The sequence below is a fragment of the Paraburkholderia bengalensis genome (assembly GCF_037126505.1).
Classification (GTDB): domain Bacteria; phylum Pseudomonadota; class Gammaproteobacteria; order Burkholderiales; family Burkholderiaceae; genus Paraburkholderia; species Paraburkholderia bengalensis.
In genome coordinates this window covers 30,785-49,748 of sequence record NZ_JACFYJ010000063.1, presented here as the reverse complement: position 1 = coordinate 49,748, position 18,964 = coordinate 30,785, and the positions used below count along the sequence as shown (strand labels likewise).

The 18,964-nt window shown below is 63.2% G+C and carries 26 protein-coding genes; 11 read left to right on the top strand and 15 right to left on the bottom strand.

Annotated features, from left to right (window positions below):
- Positions 1–238: acyl-CoA dehydrogenase C-terminal domain-containing protein (locus H3V53_RS29140; protein WP_336600867.1), on the top strand; the 238-nt coding region annotated here is incomplete at its 5' end.
- A 103-nt stretch (positions 239–341) separates the two neighbouring features.
- Here the strand turns inward: H3V53_RS29140 and H3V53_RS29135 are convergent.
- Positions 342–683, bottom strand: coding sequence for a helix-turn-helix domain-containing protein (locus H3V53_RS29135; protein ID WP_336600866.1), 342 nt, complete (start codon positions 681–683; stop codon positions 342–344).
- Positions 684–822: 139 nt separating this feature from the next.
- On the opposite strand from H3V53_RS29135, the gene H3V53_RS29130 reads away from it, so the two are divergent.
- Positions 823–1,638, top strand: a complete 816-nt coding sequence (locus H3V53_RS29130; RefSeq protein WP_336600865.1) for a hypothetical protein — start codon at positions 823–825, stop codon at positions 1,636–1,638.
- 33 nt (positions 1,639–1,671) lie between these two features.
- Here H3V53_RS29130 and H3V53_RS29125 read toward each other — a convergent pair whose 3' ends face one another.
- Positions 1,672–1,857, bottom strand: coding sequence for a hypothetical protein (locus H3V53_RS29125; protein WP_336600864.1), 186 nt, complete (start codon positions 1,855–1,857; stop codon positions 1,672–1,674).
- On the opposite strand from H3V53_RS29125, the gene H3V53_RS29120 reads away from it, so the two are divergent.
- Both H3V53_RS29120 and H3V53_RS29115 read left to right on the top strand, forming a co-directional pair.
- The gene (locus tag H3V53_RS29120) at positions 1,847–2,077 is read left to right on the top strand and encodes a hypothetical protein (RefSeq protein ID WP_054924694.1); all 231 of its coding nucleotides are present in this window, start codon (positions 1,847–1,849) and stop codon (positions 2,075–2,077) included. The two genes, H3V53_RS29125 and H3V53_RS29120, sit on opposite strands and share 11 nt — an antisense overlap.
- A 69-nt stretch (positions 2,078–2,146) precedes the next feature.
- The gene (locus H3V53_RS29115) at positions 2,147–2,404 is read left to right on the top strand and encodes an H-NS family nucleoid-associated regulatory protein (RefSeq protein WP_054924693.1); all 258 of its coding nucleotides are present in this window, start codon (positions 2,147–2,149) and stop codon (positions 2,402–2,404) included.
- Positions 2,405–2,660: 256 nt separating this feature from the next.
- Here H3V53_RS29115 and H3V53_RS29110 read toward each other — a convergent pair whose 3' ends face one another.
- Positions 2,661–4,025, bottom strand: a complete 1,365-nt coding sequence (locus H3V53_RS29110; protein ID WP_336600863.1) for an MFS transporter — start codon at positions 4,023–4,025, stop codon at positions 2,661–2,663.
- A 233-nt stretch (positions 4,026–4,258) separates the two neighbouring features.
- On the opposite strand from H3V53_RS29110, the gene H3V53_RS29105 reads away from it, so the two are divergent.
- Positions 4,259–5,152 (top strand): alpha/beta fold hydrolase, encoded by an 894-nt coding sequence (locus H3V53_RS29105; RefSeq protein ID WP_336600862.1) that lies wholly within the window; start codon positions 4,259–4,261, stop codon positions 5,150–5,152.
- A 108-nt stretch (positions 5,153–5,260) separates the two neighbouring features.
- The gene (locus H3V53_RS29100) at positions 5,261–6,157 is read left to right on the top strand and encodes a 2-dehydropantoate 2-reductase (RefSeq protein WP_054924691.1); all 897 of its coding nucleotides are present in this window, start codon (positions 5,261–5,263) and stop codon (positions 6,155–6,157) included.
- 24 nt (positions 6,158–6,181) lie between these two features.
- On the opposite strand, the gene H3V53_RS29095 is transcribed toward H3V53_RS29100, so the two are convergent.
- From H3V53_RS29095 to H3V53_RS29085, 3 genes are all read right to left on the bottom strand, one after another.
- Positions 6,182–6,937 (bottom strand): acetoacetate decarboxylase, encoded by a 756-nt coding sequence (locus H3V53_RS29095; protein ID WP_054924690.1) that lies wholly within the window; start codon positions 6,935–6,937, stop codon positions 6,182–6,184.
- Between the two features lie 133 nt (positions 6,938–7,070).
- On the bottom strand, positions 7,071–7,439 hold the full coding sequence (locus tag H3V53_RS29090; protein WP_336600861.1) for a VOC family protein: 369 nt from the start codon (positions 7,437–7,439) through the stop codon (positions 7,071–7,073).
- 19 nt (positions 7,440–7,458) lie between these two features.
- Positions 7,459–8,079 carry a glutathione binding-like protein gene (locus H3V53_RS29085; RefSeq protein ID WP_336600860.1) on the bottom strand — a complete coding sequence of 207 codons (621 nt, stop codon included), beginning with the start codon at positions 8,077–8,079 and terminating at the stop codon, positions 7,459–7,461.
- A 70-nt stretch (positions 8,080–8,149) separates the two neighbouring features.
- Here H3V53_RS29085 and H3V53_RS29080 point away from each other — a divergent pair, with 70 nt between their 5' ends.
- The 3 genes from H3V53_RS29080 to H3V53_RS29070 all read left to right on the top strand — a co-directional run bounded on the left by H3V53_RS29080 (position 8,150) and on the right by H3V53_RS29070 (position 9,649).
- Entirely contained in the window at positions 8,150–8,833 is a 684-nt protein-coding gene (locus H3V53_RS29080; protein ID WP_336600859.1) for a TetR/AcrR family transcriptional regulator, read from the top strand.
- Between the two features lie 89 nt (positions 8,834–8,922).
- Positions 8,923–9,255 (top strand): DUF4148 domain-containing protein, encoded by a 333-nt coding sequence (locus H3V53_RS29075; RefSeq protein WP_336600858.1) that lies wholly within the window; start codon positions 8,923–8,925, stop codon positions 9,253–9,255.
- A 190-nt stretch (positions 9,256–9,445) separates the two neighbouring features.
- Positions 9,446–9,649 (top strand): hypothetical protein, encoded by a 204-nt coding sequence (locus H3V53_RS29070; RefSeq protein ID WP_336600857.1) that lies wholly within the window; start codon positions 9,446–9,448, stop codon positions 9,647–9,649.
- Positions 9,650–9,803: 154 nt separating this feature from the next.
- Here H3V53_RS29070 and H3V53_RS29065 read toward each other — a convergent pair whose 3' ends face one another.
- Positions 9,804–10,322, bottom strand: a complete 519-nt coding sequence (locus H3V53_RS29065) for a phasin family protein (protein WP_336600856.1) — start codon at positions 10,320–10,322, stop codon at positions 9,804–9,806.
- A 143-nt stretch (positions 10,323–10,465) separates the two neighbouring features.
- Positions 10,466–10,666 carry a hypothetical protein gene (locus H3V53_RS29060; protein WP_054924684.1) on the bottom strand — a complete coding sequence of 67 codons (201 nt, stop codon included), beginning with the start codon at positions 10,664–10,666 and terminating at the stop codon, positions 10,466–10,468.
- 769 nt (positions 10,667–11,435) lie between these two features.
- Here H3V53_RS29060 and H3V53_RS29055 point away from each other — a divergent pair.
- The gene (locus H3V53_RS29055) at positions 11,436–12,350 is read left to right on the top strand and encodes a LysR family transcriptional regulator (protein ID WP_336600855.1); all 915 of its coding nucleotides are present in this window, start codon (positions 11,436–11,438) and stop codon (positions 12,348–12,350) included.
- A 62-nt stretch (positions 12,351–12,412) separates the two neighbouring features.
- Here H3V53_RS29055 and H3V53_RS29050 read toward each other — a convergent pair whose 3' ends face one another.
- Entirely contained in the window at positions 12,413–13,240 is an 828-nt protein-coding gene (locus tag H3V53_RS29050; RefSeq protein WP_336600854.1) for an SDR family oxidoreductase, read from the bottom strand.
- A gap of 44 nt (positions 13,241–13,284) precedes the next feature.
- On the opposite strand from H3V53_RS29050, the gene H3V53_RS29045 reads away from it, so the two are divergent.
- Complete coding sequence (locus H3V53_RS29045) at positions 13,285–14,397, top strand: LacI family DNA-binding transcriptional regulator (protein ID WP_336600853.1); 1,113 nt, start codon at positions 13,285–13,287, stop codon at positions 14,395–14,397.
- A gap of 60 nt (positions 14,398–14,457) precedes the next feature.
- Here the strand turns inward: H3V53_RS29045 and H3V53_RS29040 are convergent, their stop codons facing one another.
- From H3V53_RS29040 to H3V53_RS29015, 6 genes are all read right to left on the bottom strand, one after another.
- A complete protein-coding gene (locus tag H3V53_RS29040; RefSeq protein ID WP_336600852.1) occupies positions 14,458–15,705 on the bottom strand; it encodes an NAD(P)/FAD-dependent oxidoreductase in 1,248 nt (415 codons plus the stop codon).
- The gene (locus H3V53_RS29035) at positions 15,702–16,049 is read right to left on the bottom strand and encodes a MocE family 2Fe-2S type ferredoxin (protein ID WP_336600851.1); all 348 of its coding nucleotides are present in this window, start codon (positions 16,047–16,049) and stop codon (positions 15,702–15,704) included. The genes H3V53_RS29040 and H3V53_RS29035 overlap by 4 nt, the downstream gene beginning before the upstream one ends.
- Before the next feature lie 53 nt (positions 16,050–16,102).
- On the bottom strand, positions 16,103–17,134 hold the full coding sequence (locus H3V53_RS29030; RefSeq protein ID WP_336600850.1) for a fatty acid desaturase: 1,032 nt from the start codon (positions 17,132–17,134) through the stop codon (positions 16,103–16,105).
- Positions 17,135–17,327: 193 nt separating this feature from the next.
- Positions 17,328–17,462, bottom strand: a complete 135-nt coding sequence (locus H3V53_RS29025; RefSeq protein ID WP_265335314.1) for a hypothetical protein — start codon at positions 17,460–17,462, stop codon at positions 17,328–17,330.
- A gap of 206 nt (positions 17,463–17,668) precedes the next feature.
- Complete coding sequence (locus H3V53_RS29020; RefSeq protein ID WP_336600849.1) at positions 17,669–18,079, bottom strand: DoxX family protein; 411 nt, start codon at positions 18,077–18,079, stop codon at positions 17,669–17,671.
- Positions 18,080–18,123: 44 nt separating this feature from the next.
- Entirely contained in the window at positions 18,124–18,849 is a 726-nt protein-coding gene (locus tag H3V53_RS29015) for a pirin family protein (protein ID WP_336600848.1), read from the bottom strand.
- Positions 18,850–18,964: the final 115 nt, after the last annotated feature.

Genomic DNA, 18,964 nt, shown 5'->3' with positions numbered 1-18,964 from the left:
GGGTAGCGTGCCGTATCTGAAGCTGGCGGGGACCGTGCTGGGCGGCTGGCAGATGGCGCGCGCGATGCTCGCGGCGCAACGCAAGCAGGCGGATGACCCCTCGTTCTATGGCGCCAAGATTGCGACGGCGCAGTTCTTCGCGGAGCATGTGCTGCCGCAGGCGGTGGCGCTTGAGGCGTCGATTGTCAGTGCGAAGGGCGCCGAAGGCGTGCTTGCGTTGTCGGAAGAGCAGTTCTAAGTCGTAAAAGCCGGCTCGCGCTGAACGCGCGGAGCCGGCTTCGCCGCAAACTCCCCCGCAGTCCACCACGACGGCCCGCCCGTCACCTCTCCACGCGCATCGCTCAGTCGATCTTCGTGCTCAACCCCTTCAGTCCTTCGATCACGACAAGCAGCGCGCGACCGTGCTCTTCCGAGCCGTCCCATGCATCGACGATCGCATTGCGCAGCAGTTCGTTGTAGCCATGCGCGCGGCCGCCCGCATGGCGCGGCTCGACGCCATAGAAACTGCATAGCTTATTGAATGACGCGCTACGGCGCACCCGCCTGCCTTTCGACAGCCGAAGTCTCGACACCGTAGGCTGGCTGACCCCAGAAAGCCGCGCGATTTCACTGGACGAACGCGTGTCCGCCGTCAACCGGCGCAACAGGTCCTGCACGGGAAAATCGTGGTTCGGGGCTTCCATTCCATTCATTATAGCTATACATTAACGCTTATTGAATTGGCGGATCGAATTCACGCAATGACGGCTGGAACGGCACCTGAATGGCCATCCAGACGGCAAGCCGGAATCCCGAAGCCGACCAGGCATCCTGAGGAAGTTGATGACACTGAAGCACCTACCGCCCACGTTTTGCTGGATCAGGACAGGCATCGAGTCCGGCGAAGAACTGCCCAGCCTCGTTCTCCAGAAGGAATGGGAGCGGCGCCTGGGCGGCGGGCGCTTCCTGTGGGGCGTCGGTCAATCGCCCGGCAATGCCGCGCAAGTCGCGGCGCACCGCACAGGCTCGCTGCTCGCGCTTTTTTCGCCCGCGTCCAGCAGGCCGAAGCCAAGCGTGCGCAAACGCGAAGACATGCTGCTGTGGAACGCGTGGGTCGACAGCGTCGGCCAGGTCCGGCAGCTTCCGCCGCATGCGTTCATCGTCAGTCGCGCCGTGCTGCCGTCGGGGCGCCGCCGCGAGCAGCATTACGCGTTGGTGTGTTCGTCGCCGGCTGATCTGAGCATGGGCACGCGGCTTTCCATCTATCCCGAGCATTTGCGCAGCGTCAGTTCGGGCAAGCCGCCCGGCTCCGGGCAGAGCGCGACCGTGGTCGATTGCCTCGCGCGCGCGGGCGAGACGGGCGGCAAGCGTTATCCCGTCGCGCTCGCGGTCGAACTCGAAGCGCCCTACTGCGTGCGGCTCACGCAGCCGAGCGTGCTCAAGGCGCGCGACTTCGCCGAGGTCAACAAGGCCACGCGCGACGGCGACTTCGCCGCGTTCATCGAACTTGTCGGCCGCTTGCGAACGCGGCCTTCGCAAGAGCGCGTGCGCGGCTTCACGCGCGACCTGTTCGACACGCCGCCCGTTGAAGCGATGGCGGCATTCAGCGCGGCGCACACCGGCTTTGCCGTCGATGCGGGGCGCATTTCCGGCGCATAAACCTGGGAAAACTTAACATTTTGCGCGCGCGCGTTAAAATGTGCCTGTTATTGCAATCCAGACCTGGTGTTCTCCCGTCAGCAGGGAGAAAATCGGCCACGTGTCGTAGCGGATATTTCGCAAGGCTCCGGCTGTGCCAGGAGCCGTCGGCGCAAGCGGCGTTTCCATGCGCGGAATGTCCGAACCAGAAATCCGATGGAGGAATGCCATGTCGACCATGACGCACTCGAGGCAGGCTCAGGCCGCACAGCGTTTTGTCGAAGCGACGCGCAACGTGGATCAGGCGTTTCGCGCGGTGCGCGGCGAGCTGGATGACGGCATGCCGCGCGCCGGGCACGCGGCCGCCGTCGCCCAACTGGACCGCGCACTCGATGAACTGGCGCGTGCCGAGGCGCTGTTCGACTCGGCTGTTCGCATCGATGCGCGGCGGCGCAATTGAACCCGTCCGTCATGGCCTCGCCCGTACGAATGGATTGCTGATCTCGTCCCACTTCGAATCGCACGAGCAATGTCTACCACAATCGCAAAACTGGATGAGCAGGCGAGAGAACGTTTGATCGCGTGGATACAGCGCCGGATGGACGAGTTCGGCATCACCGTCGACGCGCTTCGACACTCGCTCGCCGAAGACGAGAAAAACGCGCGCGCAATCCGCTATCAGGACGCGATGGGCCATGTGTGGGACGGACGTGGCGATTTGCCCGAATGGCTGCGCCGCGCGGTCGCGTCGGGCCAGAGCATCGAATTTTTCCGCTGCGAAGGCTGAGCGGATCGGCGCTTTTGTCGAAGTCGCCGCAGCATCGCTCACGCGCTCGCGTGCAAGTCTTGGCGTCTCTCGTCTTGCCGCCTTTCGACCCACGAACATTGCGCAAGCCGCGCTTGTCACAAGGCTTCTGTCGCGCACGAACGTTTTCCAACACATCGCGCTTTAGCAACGCGCTTCGAAAGACCTCGCAAGCGAATCGTTAGCACGTAATTGCCGGTTCGGGCGTCGGCCATCTTGCACCGTGTCCCGGCGCGCACTAGCGAGCGTCGGCAACCCGTTGCGTCGCCGCCGACGCGCGCAGGCTGCGCAGCGTCAGCACGGCGAGCGTGCCCAGCACGACGCTCGTGAACAGATAGAGGCCGGCAGGCCCGGCGAGCGACATCATGGCCGACGCGATCGTCGGGCCGCCGCTCGCGCCCAGCGAGAAGAGCAGCAGCAGGCCCGCGCTGACGGCGATCCGCTCGTCGGCGGGAATGCAGTCGTTCACATAGGACGTGACGACGCCGTACATCGAAAACGCGACGGCGACGTACAGATAGCCGAGCGCTTCGATCAGCGCGCCGTCGCGCACGAGAAACAGCAATACGCTTAGCGCACCCGCGACGGCCGCGATGCAGAGCAGCACCTTGCGCCGGTCGAAGCGGTCGGCGAGGCGGGCGACGGGCCATTGCGGTACGAGCGCGGCGAGCAGCGCAAAGCCCATGAAATGCGCGACGTCCGGTACGGTATAGCCAACGCGCCGCATGAACACGGGCTGCATCGCGTAGAACGCGCTGTACATCAGGCCCGCTGCGAGACACGCGGAGATGCCGAGCGGCGCCCATCGGCGGATGGACTGCAGGCCCGACAAGCCGCGCGCGAGACGCGATCGATACGCGGCCCCGGCCGTGCTGGCGGGCGAATCGTGCGCGACGGCGGGGCCGGGCGCCGTGCCCGCGAGCGCGACGGGAATCAGCGACGCGGTGAACAGGGCGCTGACGGCGCTGAAGAGTTCGAAGCCCGCCGGGTCCGCGAGACCGATCAGGAACTGGCCCGTGCCGACACCGAGATAGTTCGTGATCAGATACGCCGAAAACACGCGGCCGCGTTGCGCGTTGCTCGCGACCTGATGCAGCCAGCTTTCGACCACCGTGAAGATGCCGACCAGACAAAAACCCGTGATGAAGCGCAACAGCACCCAGACGGGCGCCGTATTCCATATCGCGTAGCCGAGTGCGCAGCACGCGGACGCTGCCGCAAACGAGACGAACGCACGATGATGTCCGACGCGTCCGATCAGCTCGCCGCCGTAGACGGCGCCCAGCATGAAGCCGACGTAGTACGCGGACTGCACGACGCCGACGATGATCGACGGCGCCTGCTGCTGGATGAGCCGCAACGAGATCAGCGTGCCGAGCAGGCCGTTGCCCGTGATGAGAATCGCATAGCCGAAGAGCAGGATCGCGGTGGCGCGCATGCCGTTGAAAGCAGGCGTCGGCGCGGAACCAGGTGCGGGCGCGGGCTCGCGCGCAATGGGCGCGCCAAGAGCGGCAGCGCTCTCGACGAATTCGGCATGCGGCTGGGCGTCGGAGAGCGGGAATGCGCCGCACGGCGGAGTCGCCGGATCGTGTGCCTTGTTCATGCGTGCTCTGTGTGGTTCGTCTCGCGGCAACGGGATGGCGACGTGTTGCGGGCAACGTCCATGTCGAATGTAGCGGACCGCCATACGGTAGGCATCATATCAATGCGACATCCGTTTGTAGCAAAGCGACTGGCGGTGGCAAAGATATTTAGTTGAATGCATCCAGGCGAGCGCCCGGCATCGATTGCGCGACGGCGCTACCATGAGCGTTCGCCGCCAGGGAGCCGTCGATCATGCTGAAACATGTACGCACCGAGCTGCTGGACATCGCTTATGAAGAAGCGGGGGATACGGAAGGATGGCCTGTCGTGCTGCTGCACGGCTTTCCTTACGACATCCATGCCTTCGACGAAGTCGCGCCGCTGCTTGCCGCGCACGGGGCGCGCGCGATCGTGCCGTATCTGCGCGGCTACGGTCCGACGCGCTTTCTTTCCGCCGACACGCCGCGCTCCGGCCAGCAAGCTGCTCTTGCCGCCGATCTGCTCGCGCTGCTCGACGCGTTGAAGATCGAACGTGCGCTGCTCGGCGGCTACGACTGGGGTGGGCGCGCCGCATGCATCGTCGCGGCGCTCTATCCGCAACGCGCGCAGGGGCTCGTCACGGTCAACAGCTACAACATCCAGGACATCGCGGCCTCCGTGAAGCCCGCGTCGCCGGAAAACGAGGCGCGCCACTGGTATCAGTACTATTTTCACGGCGAACGCGGCCGCGCCGGGCTCACGGAAAACCGCCGGGCGCTGTGCCGGCTGCTGTGGACGATGTGGTCGCCCACCTGGCAATTCGACGACGCCACCTATGAACGCACGGCGGCATCGTTCGATCACCCCGACTTCATCGACGTCGTGATTCATTCGTATCGGCACCGCTACGCGCTGGTGGCGGGCGATCCGCGCTATGACGCGATGGAGCGTCAGCTTGCCGCGCAGCCTCCCATTCGCGTTCCGACGATCTCGCTCGACGGCAGCACCGACGGCGTGATGCCCATAGGGGGAACAGCGTATCATGCGCCGCATTTCACCGGGCCGTACGAATACCGCGTGATCGACAACGCGGGGCACAATCTGCCGCAAGAAGCGCCCGGTGCGTTCGCCGATGCGTTGCTCGCCGTGCGCAAGCACGCGGCGTGAGCCCCACGCTCATGTAGCGCGGCCGCAGCGGCGCGTTCGCTGTGGTGACCGCTGTGCTAACGCTGTGATAACTTCGGACCCTTCTGGTCCAAACAACGAGTCTTGATCATGAAAGTCGCGGTGATGGGCGCTGGCGCAGTGGGCTGCTATTACGGCGCGATGCTGGCGCGCGCGGGACACGAGGTGGTCTTGATCGGCCGCCCGCAACACGTCGACGCGATCGGGCGTCGCGGCCTGCGCCTCGAAGCGCAGTCATTCGACGAAACCATTCCGCTTGCGGCCAGCACGCAAGCGAGTGCCGTCGAAGGCGCGAAGCTGGTGCTGTTCTGCGTGAAGTCGACGGATACGTCGAGCGCCGCGCTGGAAATCAAGCCGTTTCTCGCGCCCGACGCGTTGGTGCTGACGCTGCAGAACGGCGTCGAGAATGCCGACGAAGTCCGCAAGATCGTGCCGCAGGACGTGGCGGCGGCCGTCGTCTATGTCGCGACGGAAATGGCGGGGCCCGGGCACGTGCGTCATCACGGGCGCGGCGAGCTGGTGATCGAGCCGTCGAAGGCGAGCGCGGAGGTCGCGCAGGCGCTGATCGCGGCGGGCGTGCCCACCGAAATCTCCGACAACGTGCGCGGCGCGCTGTGGGCGAAGCTGATCCTCAACTGCGCGTACAACGCGCTGTCGGCGATCACGCAGTTGCCTTACGGCCGGCTCGTGCAGGGCGAGGGCGTGACGGCCGCGATGCGCGATATCGTCGACGAGTGCCGCGCCGTTGCGAAGGCCGACGGCGTCACGCTTCCCGGCGACATCGACCGGGCCGTGCGCATGATCGCCGAGACGATGCCGGGACAGTACTCATCGACGGCGCAGGATCTGTCGCGCGGCAAGCGCAGCGAGATCGATCACCTCAACGGGCTGATCGTGCGGCGCGGCGAAGCACTGGGCGTCGCCACGCCGTCGAACCGCTTGCTGCACACGCTCGTCAAACTGATCGAGAGCAAGCAGTCCCGTTGATTTCCGGTGTGGGCCGTTCGCGTGCTAACCGGCATTCGCCAGATAGTCGAACGCAACCTCGCCGATATCGAGCGTGAGGTTCGCCACGACCTGACGCGCCCCGACCACGCGCCGCACGGGCAGATCCGCGACGGGCGCGAGCGCGTGGTGCCGCAACTCCAGCGCAGCGGGGCCCGCCCATGCGCCGAGCACGGTCACGTCGCGCAGAAAAAAGCGCACCAGTTCGCACACGCGCGCGCTGCCGTCGACGTGCGGAATCACCTTCAGCAGGTAGTTCGGCGTATCGGCGAGCTTCGCGCGTTCGGTTTCCATGTCGAGCGCCCAATGCTTGTAGCCCATCGTGCCCGTCGCGATACGTTGCGTGCCGTAGTCGAGCGTGCCGAGCAGCGTGTCGTTGCCGTCGACGCTGATGTGCGGACGCGCCAGCTTCTTCGGAAAGCCCCAGATTTCGCGGCCTGCCGCAATCGGGCCTTCGTCGTCGAGATACATCGAATGCGTGTAATTGCAGAGACGTCCTTCGCTATCGCGCACTGAAATGACCTGCCCGCTTTCGGTGTAGTCGCCGAATCCCGACGAATCCGGCATGCGAATGAACTCGTAATGCACCAGCGAGTTTTCCGGCTTCAGCGGCGCCGGCACGGCAGCGGCAATCGCGTCCGGGTCGCTCTCATACGAAATAATGAAGTACTCGCGATTCACGAATCGAAACGGCGGGCGCGGAAAAGCGGGATTGTGTACAGGCATCGCAAACGCGTTCTTGCGGATCGAATCCAGGTCCATGAATGTTCTCCCGGTGGGCAGCGCACACTGCGCGCGTCAATGGTAAAGCGATTGCGCGCGCAGTGGTGTGTCCGTTCGATGGCAATACGAAAGCGGCGGCTCTGCGATGCGCGCAGGCCGTGCGCTTATGCGCTTACGCGCGTGCTGCGCTTGAACAGTGCGCGAGAATGTTGACGAGCTTGCCGAATGGATCGCGCACATAAAAGCGCCGCACGCCCCAAGGCTCGTCGACGGGACCGTATTCGACCGCGAAGCCCGTTGCCTTCATCGCCGCGCACGCCGCGTCCACGTCGTCGACTTCGATCGACAGATCCGGCACGCTCGTGCCGGACCCGCCTTCCTGCGCGAAGCTGATCTGCACGGTCATCGCCTGATCTGTGCCGTAGGTGCGAATCCAGCCGTGATCCATCAGCAGTTCGAGGCCGAGAACATCGTGATAGAAGCGTTGCGCCTGCGCTGTCTGCTGCACTTCGACGTTGCACACGATCCGGTTGACCTTCATCGACGAGCCTCTCAAGACGTTATTGACGCGCCTGCTCTTCCTTGTACAGCGCGACCTCTTCGGCGAACGCTCTCGCCACCTGAGGGCGCTGCACGATGCGTCGATAATACGCGTCGATGGCGGGCCACTGCGCGAGATCGATGTCGCAATACTTCGCCCAGTTCAACACGACGGCAAGATATGCATCCGCAATGGTAAAGCCGCCGACGAGATAGTCGTGCCCGGACAGATGCGCCTGCAAATAGTCGAGCCGGCGCGCGACCTTCTGGCGGGCGTAATCGTGAGGCGCGGTGGGGTCCAGCAGCGGCACGAACACGGCCTTGTGCAGTTCGGTGCTGATAAAGCCAAGCCATTGCTGCAGCTTCGCCCGTTCCGGCGTCCCCGCCACGGGCGCCAGCCGCGCAGCGGGAAACTGATCCGCGACGTACGGCAGGATGGCCGTGTTCTCGGTCAGCAGCCAGCCATCGTCGGTGCGCAGAACGGGCACCTGCCCGAGTGCGTTGACGGGATAGAAATCGGTGCCGTCGCGCAGCGTCTTGTGCTTCGTATCCACCTGAATGAAGCTGGCTTGCGCGCCCGCCTCGTACAGCGCAATGCGCGTGGCAAGCGAGCACGCCAGCGGCGAAAAGTACAAGTCCATGCTGATGTCTCCCGTCATTGAATTGTTTTTGTACTATAGTGAACAAAAATCGACGGTGTCAAATATTTATATGCGAGACAGTACAAAAAGCGAAAAGCGCGCACGCGGGCGGCCCCGCGCATACGATGCAGACGACGCACTCGGACATGCGACAGATGCATTCTGGCTCGGCGGCTATACGGGCACATCGCTCGATGCGTTGAGCGACGCAACAGGCATGAATCGCCCGAGCTTGTATGCCGCATTCGGCGACAAGCACGCGTTGTATCTGAGCACGCTCGACCGCTATGTCGAAGCGGGCGTGCAAGCCATGCAGATGGCGCTCGCCGACGATATTCCGTTGACGCAGGCCTTGCAGCGTGTCTACGACGGAGCGCTGGCGCTTTATCTGCCGGTGGGCGGCGAGCCGCGCGGATGTTTTCTGATCGGCACGGCCGTGGTCGAATCGAAGGTCGATGAAGACGTGCGCACCAGATTGGCGCAAGGCCTGAAAGCCTTCGATCGTGCATTCGAAAAGCGCATCCGGCGCGCGCAGGCGGACGGCGAACTACGCGCAGAGGCTGATTGCGCCGTACTCGCGCGCGTCGCTTCGGCGATCCTGCATAGCCTTGCTTTGCGTTCGCGCGCAGGGGACACGCGCGCATCGTTACGCGCAACGGCAGCGGAAGGTGTCGCGCTCATTTGTGGTGCTCGCAACCATGCCGTTGTAAAAGGCACATCGGTTACACGCTCCGCGAAGGCATCGAGAAAGTAGCGGCGGTGTCTTTGACCAGCATCATCAAGCGTCGGCTGGTACAGCGTTTGCGCCATGAAGGTTGTACTACCTACTTCATGGAGGAAGTCATGAAACTGCTCAAGCAAGCTGCCATTCTTGCCGCCGTCATGGGTATTTCCGCCACGGCTATTGCGCAATCGACCGTCCCGCCGGGCGAGCCGGCCACGCGAGGCGAAGTACGGCAGGATCTGATCAACGTCGAGAACCAGGGCTATCGTCCGGGCGACGGCGACCGCACGAACTATCCGGCCAACGCGCAAGCAGCGGAAAGCCGGGCGTCCGGCCAGCAAGGCCAGAGTGACGGTTACGGAGGCGTGAAGTACGGCACGACGTCGACGGGTGTGGCGCAACCGATGCCCCGCCCGAACGACGGCACGAAGGGCGTTTACTTCGGCCGGTAATGCGTCGATCCGTCGCGCGCCAACGGGCGCGCGCCGCGCTGTGGCGACGGCGTGACGGCGTGACGGACAGCAGCAGACAGGCGCGGCGGCATGTCAATGCGCTTCGCCTGCGTGTAGCTATTGCATTCGGGCCGCATGGGAACGTGCGATGCCCGATGCCGCGATGAATTGCGCGAGGAAGGAGCACGACATGGCACGCACGAGCGACGGTCAGCCGAACACAATGGATGAACCGGCAGGCCCCGAAGCGCCGCCGCCCGCGAAGAGCAAGCGCGCGGATGAAAAGCCGGCTAGCGGCAAGAGAGGGGAGTCGGCCGCGCACGGCGCACCGACGGATGCGGATTTCGAGCCGCCCATCGTGCCCGGCGATACGGTCAGCACGCAACGCAAATAGCTTGACTACATGACGCAGAGGACGCGTTTGCGATCTCGATACAGCGGCTGAGCGTGCGCAATGCACGAAAAAAAGCCCGCTCGAAAGCGGGCTGAAAATGCGCCTGACGCGGGGATCGCGTCCGGTTCCTGCTACTGGTTCTTGCGTTGCCCGTTCAGGCCGCGTGGGAGACGCCGCTTGCGCCGCGTGTCACGACATTCAGGTTGCTCTCCGCTGTTTGGACGGCCTGGCGCGCCGTTTTCCAGATGCTTTCGTAAAAGGCATTCGCTGCCGTGACGGCCGAGTTCATCGCCGTTGCCGCGACTTCCGCGCCTGCGGGCGCGCGCTGCGCCGCTTCGTCGAAATCGGCCTTGACTACGCCGATCTGCGATTCGTAGTGCGCGCTCGCGTGCTTGATAATGGCTGCCTGGGTGCTCGCGAGGATGTCGAGCAACTGTTGGTTATAGAGCGCCGCGCGCTCGATCACCGACAGGTCGCCGCGTCTCGCTGCACCGACCACGGGCAGCTCGCCGTTCGAGAGCGCCTTCATGCTGCGCTCCACGTTCTCGTGCAGTACGCGGAAATTCAACTGAACGAGTTTCTCGAGGCCGTTGACCGCCTCGTTCGCGATGTTGAAGTACGTCTGAACCCCGGCTCTCTGTGCGGCAGTCGCTTCGTCGATGGTGATAAACATCGAATGGCCTCGTATGGTTGATGCACGAAGGATCGACTGGCATCGGCGTCGTCTGACAATCGATGCCAACCGGTCAAATGGGAAGGATCGCCGGCTGCAGCGTTATTTGAGCCGCACTTGCCGCGCGCCCGGATATGACGCTGTCATGACAGCGCGCTGCCGAGACGGGCGAGCAGCGCGTGCCCGCGTTCCGTCAATCGTGGCTGCAAACACGTCTGAGGCGGCGCGCCAATCGTGATGAACTCGCGGTCGGCAAGCGCCAGCAGATCTTGCGGATCAAAATCGGACTGAGGCGTCGCGTCCTTGACCAGCATGAGCGTCGCAAATTCGTGTGGGCTCAGCATGTACGTCTCCTGAAGGGCGCATCGCTTTCGCTCGCGAGTATGAATGACTTGGCGGCCCTTCGCGAACGGTGAATACGATTCAAATTATTGGTCCATAGATGCATGCGCACAGCATCGATGGGGTTCTCATCCTAATGCGGTGATTTTTAAATTTCAATCGGAAATGACGCGGAATTGCCAAGTATTTTTGCGCGAACGCACATAGGCAATTATTGCGCGCCCAAAAGCGTGGGCCGGAAAATAATACTAGTCTGCTGATTGCCCGAGTGCGGCCGAAAATCCGCGGTCCGGCAGGACCAGGGCGGCGCGTTGTTGCCGCGACCCGGCGCAACGTGTTGAAACAGAGCGTTTCGAGAATGGCGTGTCCGGATTTAAGCGTTTTTATAAACCAACACCCACGACAGCCGCATCAAGGATAAAACGCGGCTTTAGCAGTAAATAGTCCGTCAATTGAGGATCGATAAATACTATTAATCATATCGAAGCGCCCGCCGGCTGCGCCCGGGCGTTTAAATCGGCAAATCGTTTTAAAGCCGATTCAATGTCCGCGACCCGGGCGATGTCATTTGCGCAAATGAGTCGCGCAGCCAAAGCCCTGGCGTTCGCGCCCCTTCTCGCCCATGACGATTTTCTCCGTGATATTTTTGTAGCCGCCAGGCTGCACGCAGGATGCAGCCGGCAGCGCGAGCGGCACAATGTCGCTTCGCTTGCTTGGGCAGCATCTGCAGCGGCAGGTGGCTCGCCGCCATACAACGACAGGGCACAGGAAATGGACCGCTTCGAGGCAATGGAGATCTTCACGCGCGTGGTGGACGCGAACAGCTTTTCAAAAGTATCTGAAATGCTCGACTTGCCGCGCGCCAAGGTGAGCCGGACGATTCAGGCGCTGGAGGAGCACGTCGGCGTGCGTCTTCTGAACCGTTCGACGCGTCAGGTGAGCGTCACGGAAGACGGCGCACTTTTTTACGAGCGCTGCGTGCGCATTCTCGCGGAAGTGGCGGACGCCGAATCGTCGCTGTCGAACAAGCGTGAGAGCCCGGCGGGGACGATTCGCGTCGATACGTCGGGCACGCTTGCACGCGCGTTGCTGCTGCCTTCGCTCGACGATTTCTACCAGCGCTATCCCGAGATCGATGTGCGCCTGGGCCTCGCGGACCGCAACATCGATCTGATCCAGGACGGCGTGGACTGCGTGATTCGCATGGGCATGCTGGAGGAATCGAGTCTCGTCGCGAAGCGCATCGGCAATGCGCGCATCGTTACGTGCGCGTCGCCCGCCTATCTGGAGCGGCACGGAATACCGAAAACGCTCGAAGAACTCGCCGGGCATCGGGCCGTGAATTACGTGTCGGCGCGCACGGGCAGAACATTTCCGTTCGAGTACAACGTCGGCGATGAAGTCGTGAAGGTGCAGATGAAGAGCGTGCTCGCCGTCAACGACGGCTCGGTGTACATCAACGCGGGCGCGCTCGGGCACGGCATCATCCAGCCGTCGCGCTTCATGGTGTCGGAGCTCATCAGGCAAGGCGCGCTGCGCGAGATTCTCGAAGACTTCGAGAGCCCATCGACGCCGCTGTCCGTCGTGTATCCGCATCGCCGCAATCTCAGTTCGCGGCTGCGCGCGTTCGTCGACTGGGTGTCGGAGATCGCGCACAAGAACCCGGACCTGCGGATCAACGAATAAGCGAAGGAATAAGCGTTGCATTGCGTGCCGGGCAAAACGCGCGACACGCAATGCAGTGCGGCTCAAGCAATCTTCAGCGGCTCAGCAGGGTGCGGGGCGGTCTCATAAGCGCCCCAGATCGTCTGGTCGAAATTGACGATCGAGCCCGTCATCAAACCCGATTCATCGCTGGCGAGAAACGCGACGGCGCGCGCCGCTTCGGCCGGGTCGATCAGGCGGCCAAACGGCTGCACGGCGGCGGCTTGTTGCAGCCAGTCGTCGTCGGCGCCGTGAAACTGGCGCTGAATGCGGTCTTCGCCTGCCGATGCCATCCACCCGAGGTTCAGCCCGTTCACGCGTATGCGGTTGCGCAGCAGCGCATACGCGGTGTTCTGCGTGAGCGTCGCTAGTGCGCCCTTCGACGCGCAATACGCAGCGATGAACGGCTGCCCGGCCTTCGCCGACATCGAGCCGATATTGACGATGGTGCCTTCGATACGCTCGCGCAACATCACGCGTATCGCTTCCTGCATCAGAAAGAACGGCGCGCGCACGTTGGTCGCGAAGATGCGGTCGAACAGCGCGGCATCGGTGTCGAGTATCGTGCCGCGATCGGTCAATGCCGCAGCGTTGACGAGCACGTCGATGCGGCCGAACTGCGCGTCGGTGCTCGCGATCACGTTGCGGCAGTCGTCGAGGTTCGCGAGATCCGCCTGCACGAACACGACCTTCGCATCGCGCGCTGCGCCAAGTGCGCTCAACTCACGCGCCTTCGCTTCGCCTTTCTCTTTGGCGCGTCCGCAGATCACGACGCCGCACGCGCCGCGTTCGACGAATAGCGCGGCAATCGCCGCGCCGAGTCCCTGTGATCCGCCCGTGACGATGGCGACTTTCGAATCGAATTGCCCCATGTGTTGTCTCCTTCCGTGTCGAGAGCAAGGCACTGCAGTGGTTAGTGGATAGCGCGGCTTGCTGCGCGCGCGGCGTCGATGCGATGATTGCCGGTATTCCCGTCACGACGCCTGACATCATGTCCGAACTCCGCCGCCGCAAGACGAACATGAGCGACATCGCTCGCGCCGCGGGCGTCAGCGAGGCAACCGTCGATCGGGTATTGAACGGACGCGGCGGCGTATCGCGCGACAAGGAAACGCGCGTGCTCGAATGGGCGCGCAAGCTGAAGATCGATCGCGCGCTGGAAGCCGTGTCGGTGCGCTGGCTGCGCATCGCGATCCTGCTGCAGCAACCCGTCGCGCAGTATTACGTGCATCTGAAACAGGGCTTCGAGCTCGCGCAAAAGACCTTCGAAGCACAGCGCGTGATCTGCGCCGTCACGTACTTCGACAGCCTCGATCCGCAGGCCGTCGTCGAGACGATCGAGCGGGCAACGCGCAAGGCCGATGCGCTCGTGATCGTCGCTTACGAGCATCCCGACATCACAGCGGCATTGCGTCATGCGAGCCACCGGATGCCCGTGGTGACGCTGGCGAGCGATCTGCCCGGCACGGGCAGGCTCGCCTATGTGGGCATCGACAACCGCTGCGCGGGGCGCGTTGCCGGCGAGCTGATGGGCCGCTTTCTCGGCGATGCGGGTGGCAAGGTGCTCGTGATGACGGGCATGCATGACTTTCTCGGCCATGAAGAGCGCGAAAGCGGCTTTCGTTCCGTGCTGCGGCGGCGTTTTCCGAATTGCGACATCGTCGAGACGGTCGAGAGCCGCGAGCAGTCGTCGATGACGGAAAGGCTCGCGCGCGACGCGTTTCGCCGCTATCCGGACCTGCGCGGCATCTACAACATCTCGGTCGGTGACGAAGGCATCGGTAACGCGCTGCGCGCGCTCGACCGCGTGCAGAACACAGTGCTGATCGGACACGAACTCAACGACACATCGCGCCGCCTGCTGATCGAAGGCGTGCTCGACGCCGTGCTCGACCAGAACCCGGTCGGCGAAGCGCTGCATTCGATCGAAGTGATCTTGCGTCACTATCATCGAGGTCCCGGCGTAACGTTGACGCAGCAGATTCCCGTGACGGTGCTGTTGCGCGAGAACCTGCCGCTTACCGATTGAGGTCGGGCGCTTCCGCCTGCGCGACCTCGCGCGGCGACCGATAGACGGCGAGCCGTTGCGTCACAGCGCCTCCGCAGCGACGAGCCCTTTGAGTTTCACGCTGCCGTCTTCGAGCAACGCAGGCTCGATGCACGCGCGCTGTCCGATCAGCGTTTGCGCGACGCGCACGTCCCGCCCGATCTCGCTGATCTTGCCGACTCCGCTGGCGCCGACCAGCACGCCGTCGCGATCGAGCGCGAAGAAAATGCGCGACGTGTCGCCTGTTTCGCGCACAACGCTCTGCACGCCAAACGCGGGCATGCCCGAAATCTGAATCGTCATGTCGTACTGATTCGACCAGAACCACGGCACTTCCGAGTAGGTCTCGCCGCGATCGAGCATGTTGCGCGCGACGATGCGCGCATGGTCCTCCGCGTTCTTCCAGCATTCGAGCCGGATGCGACGCCTGAACAGCCGGTGCGGAAACGAACAGACGTCGCCCGCCGCGAAGATGTGCGGATCATTCGTGCGCAACGTATCGTCGACGGCGATGCCGTCCGCGACGTCGATGCCAGCCGCCTCCGCCAGCTCCGTGCGCGGCTTCACGCCAATGCCGACGATCACGCAATCGCATGCGATATGCGTGCCGTCCTTGAGCTTGACGCCCGTTACGTGCGTGGTGCCGAGCAGCCGTTCGATCTGCGCGGCAAAGTGAATCCGCACGCCCATCTGCCGATGCCTGTCGATCAGATAGCCCGCCACCACTTCCGGCACCGCGCGCATCAACGCGCGCGCGCCGGCTTCGACGACAGTGACGTCGCAGCCGCGCGCCACCGCCGAGGCCGCGACTTCGAGCCCGATAAAGCCCGCACCCACGATCGCAATGTGCCGCCCAGGCGTGAGGACTGCGGCGAGCGTGTTCGCATCGCTTGCCGTGCGCAGCAGATGCACGCTGTCGAGCTGTGCGCCCGGCGCGTCGAGGCGCCACGGCTCCGCGCCTGTCGCGATCAACAGACGCTGATAGTCGATGCTGCGGCCGTCGCGCAGCACGACTTTGCGCGCGCCGCGATCGATCTGCTGCACGCCGGCATCGACGCGCAAATCGATGCGCTGGTCGCTATAGAAGGCGTCGTCGTAGAACGCGCATTGTGCTGTGGTCCGCTCGCCAAGCAGCACGGCTTTCGACAGCGGCGGGCGGTCGTACGGCGCGACGCCTTCGTTGCCGAGCAGCGTGATCTCGCCGTCCCAGCCATTCTCGCGCAGCGCGTGCGCGGTGCGCGCGCCGCATTGACCCGCGCCGACGATCACCATCGCTGGCCGCGCGTTCATGATGCATCCCTCGCGGGCACACCAAGCAGTACTTTGCCGTCTTCGACGCGCACGGGATAGGTTTTCAGATGGACACAAACGGGCGCGCTTTTCGCCTTGCCGCTAGCAATGTCGAAGCGCCCCTGGTGCAACGGACACTCGATTTCGCGATTCACGACGAAGCCGTCGGCAAGATGCGCATGCTCGTGCGTGCACCAGCCGTCCGACGCATAGTAGCCGTCCGCGATCCGATACACCGCGTAGCTCGCGCCGTCGTGATCGAAGCGCATCACGTCTTCTTCGTCGATGTCGCCGGGTGCGCAGGCGGCGATCCAATGGATGTTTGCGTTCGTGTCGACGCTCATGCTGTCTCCTGTCGTGATGTTGCATCCGTCAGGCGTGTCCGCCTGCCCGCGTGTCAGGGCGAGGGAACGATGCGTTGGATTACATGCGCCGGGTCTTTGCGCTGCTTCCACAGCGCGGGCACCATCTCGCGATACGCGGCATAGACGGACGGGTACGCGGGCGGCAACTGATCCTTGATCGCTTCATGCAGGCGCGGCAGCGCATGGAACGGCACCATCGGCAGCAAATGATGCTCGAGGTGATAGTTCATGTTCAGGTACAGAAAGCGGAACACGAAATTCGTATGGACGGTGCGCGTGTTCAGCCGATGATCCTTGACGTTCACGGCCAGGCCCGCGTGCTGCATGAGACCGAGCAGCTGATGCAGCCAGCCGCCATAGAAGCGCGGCGTCCACACGAACATCAACGGCAGGACACTGCGCATGGCGATCGCCAGCGCGATCGTGCCGATCACGACAGCCAGATAGATGCGGCACGACCAGATCATTTTGGGCTTTTCGCTGGCGGGTAGAAACGCATCCGTGGCAGCGTCGATGCGGCCGAACGCATGGCGCACGATCTTTTTTATCTCGATCGTGCAGCCGACCAGTCCGATGAAATCCGCGATGATCGGCAGCACTTTCGTGGGACGCGTCACCTGTATTTCGGGGTCGCGCGTCTGGAAGTACGTGTGCGTGTGATGACGCGCATGACTCCAGCGCCACCAGTAGCCTTCGCGAATCGTCATGAACGACGACAGGTGATAGAACGCGTCGTTGATCCAGCGCGTCTTGAACGGCGTGCCGTGCGACAGCTCATGCCAGCGGGCGTCGCTCGATGAATAGATCGTGCCGTACACGAAGAACGCGGGCACGGCCCACCATGTGCCCCACGCGAAGGCGGCCACCGCGCCGGAGCTCACCAGCAATACGAGCCACGGAGCGAAGTTGCGCAGGCCGGCTGCATCGTCGCGCTTCATCAGTTCCTTGAGGACCGCGCGCGGAATGCGCGGCTGATACCACTGCTCGGCAATGCGAGCCCCAAAGGAGGGGTCGGCGGGGCCGGGCGGCGTGGCGGCGCTGTCGACGGCGGAAGTCGAGGACATGAGTCGTCTCCTGAGCTAGCGCGTTGCGCGCCCGACTCTACTTCGTGTTTGCGGGATTTCCATCAGCGCGACGCTTCAGGAACACATTCCGTTTGCACAAAGATAGTGGAAGGAGAGCGAAGCCTCACGGCCAATAATGATGGCTTTCCATCAAGCGCGGCACAGCGCGACCCTGCGCGCCACGCAGCAAGGCTTAAGGGCGCAGAAGATCGAATCCGCCGAACACGATGACTCCGCTCAGTACGATGAGCGAAACCGAGTGTTGGCCGAAATAGAGAAGGGCCGCGGCGGACCACGTCGTCAGGCAAAAGGCGGCGATGCGTTTCATGCTGTACTGCTCGTGTTGAGTCGACTGCGATTACGGGTTTTCCCTTGGATTTTCTTTATATAGCACGGTCAGACGCAATGCATGTTCTGCGCTGCGCGAAACGAAAAACGGGCGACATGGCCCTTAAAACCGTGCTGCCCGTTTCTTCAACGAGAAGGGCGGCCCTCAGGCCGCCCGCGTGACTACATCGGCGCTGCTTCAATACCTCATAGGCGGTCGATCGAGTACTTCCCCGGACCCGTCACGAACAACAGCAGCAGGCCGCCGATTATGCTGATGTTCTTGTAGAAGTTGATCATGTTGACGAAGTGCTCCATGCCTGTCTGCGTCCAGAAATGATGGCCGATAAACGCGGTGCCGAGCGTGTAGAGCGCAAGCAGCAGCGCGAGCGCGCGCGTCTTGAAGCCCACGGCAATCACGACGCCAACAACGAGTTCCATCACGATTGCAATCACGGCGGACAAGGCGGGAGCGGGCGCGCCCGTTGCGGCCATGTACTGTTCGGTGCCGGAAAAACCGGTGAGTTTGCTCCAGCCGAATAGCACGAAAAGTACGACCAGCAGCACGCGTGCGACGAGCAGCAAAGCATCCTTGCGTTGTTCGATAAAGGCGTTCATGTTCATTCCTGTTTCAATCAGTTGGGCATGTGGGCTCTAGCCGTTCAGGACCACAGTTCCGATACTTCGTTGTTACGCAGGTCGAATACGAGTACTTCCGCATCGCGGCCTTCCGTGAATTCAAGGTGACGCTCGTTACGAATCCGCGCGCCGTCGCCTTCGTTCAGTTCGACGCCGTTCAGCTTCACGCTGCCCCGCGCCACATGCACATAGGCATAGCGATCGGCGGCGATATCGAGGCCGGCCTTTTCGCTGCCGTCGAAGAGACCCGCATACACGCGCGCATCCTGACGCAGTTCGAGCGAGCCGTCCTTGCCATCCGGCGACAAGACGAGTCGCAGCGTGCCGCGCTTGTCCTGCGCCGAATAGTTCTGCTGCTGATAACGCGGCGTCGCGTTCTTCACCGACGGCGCAATCCAGATCTGCAGGAAGTGCACGGTGTCGCTAGCCGAGTGATTGAACTCGCTGTGCGCGACGCCCGTGCCTGCGCTCATCAGTTGCACGTCGCCGGGGACAATCACGGAGCCCGTGCCCATCGAATCCTTATGTTCGAGCGCGCCTTCCAGCACGTACGAGAAGATTTCCATGTCGCGGTGCGGATGCTTGCCGAAACCGCGGCCGGGCGCGACACGGTCGTCGTTGATCACGAGCAGGTCCGAAAAACCGATCTGCTTCGGGTCGTAGTAGTTCGCAAACGAGAACGTGTGACGCGAGCTGAGCCAGCCGTGTTCAGCGCGGCCGCGTTCATTGGCGTGTCTGATGTCGATCATTTTTTCCACCTCCATTTATCGATTGCTTTTGCCTCTCTTGGCAGCGGCGGCGCCGTTGTCAGAAGCAGTGATGAAAGTGTAGGTCAATCAGGGTGACAATAATCGGCGCCAGGTG